Consider the following 2767-nt stretch of genomic DNA (forward strand, 5'->3'; position numbering starts at 1 on the left):
TGGAGGATCAGGGCTTCCTGCAGGGGGACCGCCTGCTGATGGACTTTGGCCAAGGGCAGATGCAGGTGGAGAACTTGGATCCCACGCAACCAGTACGGGCGGAGTATCGGGAGCTGGAGCTGGCTGCTAGGCGCTTCCTGTGGCAGTTTGGCGCGAGGAAAGTGCAGGCGGTGGGAGCAGTAGAGGTGTATGCCCCCCGGCAAAGCGTGCGCCTTAGTGGCGAGGAGTTGCGAGCTCCCCTGCCTCTAGCTGAGCTGCGCCTGGTGGGCAATGCGAAAGCCGAAACCGCCCGCGTCAGCAGGGCAGCGTCCCTCGAGGCCCAGGAGATCCGGTGGCGCATCGGCTCCACCCAACTGCAGGCTCTGGGCCAGGTGCGCTACCGCCAACCTGGTCAGGCTTTGACTGTGAGTGGCGACAGGGGCCTGCTCGACTGGCAGAGCAACACCATCCGGATCCAAGGCAACAGCCAAACCCATCTCACCCTGCCCTAAGGGCCAAAAGGCCGGCGGGAGCGTGTCAAGATAGTTTAAGAACCCTCTGGGGTGGGTTGTGGTGAGGTTTCCAGAAATGGCAGAGATCCAGAAGGGGGAGCGCCCCAATATCCTGTTGATTGTGCTCGATACCCAGCGGGCAGATCGTCTCTCTTGCTACTGGTCGGAGGAAGAGCGGGCCTGCCAAGTCCCCACTAGCCCCAACCTGGATCGGCTGGCTGCAGAATCCACTCTCTTCGAACGGGCCATTGCCCCTGCCCAGTGGACGATCCCCTCCCACGCCTCCCTGTTTACAGGAGAGTACCCCAGCACCCACCAGACCATTCAGGCAGACCTAGAGCTGAGTCCTACCCTACCCACCCTGGCAGAGCTGCTGAAGCTGGTTGGCTACACCACCGTTGGCTTCTGCAACAACCCCCTAGTCGGGATCTTGAAAAATGGCCTGCGGCGCGGCTTTGACACCTTCTACAACTACGGCGGGGCTCTGCCCACCCGCCCCCCTGAGGGCAACCCTCTGCCGCCTCCCCTCAACCGCTGGCTGGCCGCCTACACCCAGTTTTGGCGCCGCCTCTCCTACCCCGTGCAAAATGCCTTTGCTCGCTCCGACACCCTTTTTCAGTTGGCCCTGCACCCCTGGTTTGCCTCCCTCTGGACCTGCTTGATGAACTTTAAGGGCAACACCGCTGCCTCCATTGCCGACCTCAATCGCTACCTCCAGCAAATGGCCCGCCGCCCTGCGGGGGCGCCTCCTTTTTTTTGCTTTGTCAACCTAATGGAGACGCACCTGCCCTACTGGCCGCCAGAGCCTTTTGTGCAGAAATACGCCCCCTACTTTAAGAGCAGCCGAGAGGCCCGGGATTTCCTGCGCCAGTACAACGCTGAGCCCTACCGCTGGATGGCACCCCTACCGCAGCCGCTTTCTCCCCTGCAGGCGCGGGTGCTGCGGGACATCTACGATGCAGAAGTAGCCTACCAGGATCACCTGCTGGGATCTGTCTTTGCCACCTTGCGCCACACTGGCCTGGAGCAAAACACTCTGCTGGCCATCGTCGCCGATCACGGCGAAGGCTTAGGAGAGCACGATTTCGTCGGCCACGCCTTTGTGGTTTACGAAGAGCTCATCCGCGTGCCCCTGATCCTGCACTACCCCGGCCACTTTCCTGCAGGAAAGCGGGTGGCCACCCCCGTTTCCACCCGCCGCCTCTTCCACACTCTCCTGGAGGCTGCCGGCTTTGGCCCCAGCCTTTCTCTAGCCGACGGCACCCCTCGGGTTAGCCTCCGGCTCCGCCGCGAAGTTGCCCGCCTTAGCCTAAGCCGTACCCTGGCTGGGGAGGATCCCGAGCAAGGCGTAGTGCTTAGCGAGGCCTTTCCGCCGCAGATTCTCTTGCGGGCCATGGAAAGCCGCAACGACAGCCTCTTGCAGGCCCGCGCCTGCTACGCCACCCGCCGCGCCCTCTACGAAGGAGGGATCAAACTCATCCAAACTGGGGAGAGCCCTAGCCTCTACAACCTAGAGCAGGATCCGGCGGAGCAGCGGGATCTGCTCTTGGCTGAGCCTGGGGATCCGGCGTTGGGATCCCTTTCTCCCCAAGCTTGGCTAATTCGCCTGCAACAAGGGCTAAGGCGGTGGCTGGAGTGGGCTGAATCGCGCCGCCCCAGCTTGGCTCCTCGCAAGGTGGATGTGGAAAGCGATGCAGACTTGCTGCGGCGGATGCAGGAGCTGGGCTACCTAGAGTAGAAGCTACTCCAGATCTCCTTCTTCCCCCCAGTGATCCTGGAGGTAGCTGTGGAGATCGTAGGCGTCAGTCTCCTCGAGATCCGGCGCTGGCCAATCCTCGTTTTGCCCGCCGATGATGACGCGGGTAAGGCCAATGTACTCTAAGCTAAGGGTGCGCAGGGCATTGATCAACACGTCCAGCGCCATTGCGTCGGCAGTGCCCAGGTCAAACCAGCAGCGGGCCCAGTTGCCCTTCTCCTCGAGGGATCCCATGTTGTGCATGAGCGAGGTCACGGGAGGCAAGTCACTGGGATACTCCAGGTAGCTGAGATCTGCCTCAGCCTCCTGAACCACCAAGCGCTCGGCGTTAAATCCTCCCAGCTTGCCCAGCACATACCACGATTCCAGCACTTCCCTGAGGTACTCCAGCTCTGCCGGCACGGGCGGCTCGGCAAACTCAAACCAAATCCAGAGGTTGCCTGGATCGCACTCCCGAAACTCCACTTGCATGGACGGTTTCTCTGCCAGAAGCCAACTTTCTATCGTGACATACTCCCGC

2 protein-coding genes and 1 pseudogene are annotated in these 2767 nt (G+C 61.7%); 2 read left to right on the forward strand and 1 reads right to left on the reverse strand.

The features are described 5' to 3' along the window. Positions 1-491, forward strand: a pseudogene (locus NW860_RS07865) (LPS export ABC transporter periplasmic protein LptC); the annotation flags it as partial. A 76-nt stretch (positions 492-567) separates the two neighbouring features. Beyond that, on the forward strand, positions 568-2229 hold the full coding sequence (locus NW860_RS07870) for a sulfatase (RefSeq protein WP_414513476.1): 1662 nt from the start codon (positions 568-570) through the stop codon (positions 2227-2229). A 3-nt stretch (positions 2230-2232) separates the two neighbouring features. On the opposite strand, the gene NW860_RS07875 is transcribed toward NW860_RS07870, so the two are convergent. Continuing rightward, a complete protein-coding gene (locus tag NW860_RS07875) occupies positions 2233-2718 on the reverse strand; it encodes a DUF3531 family protein (protein ID WP_414425463.1) in 486 nt (161 codons plus the stop codon). Between the last annotated feature and the right edge of the window lie 49 nt (positions 2719-2767).

The organism is Synechococcus sp. F70.1 (assembly GCF_047502745.1).
Taxonomy (GTDB): domain Bacteria; phylum Cyanobacteriota; class Cyanobacteriia; order Thermostichales; family Thermostichaceae; genus Thermostichus.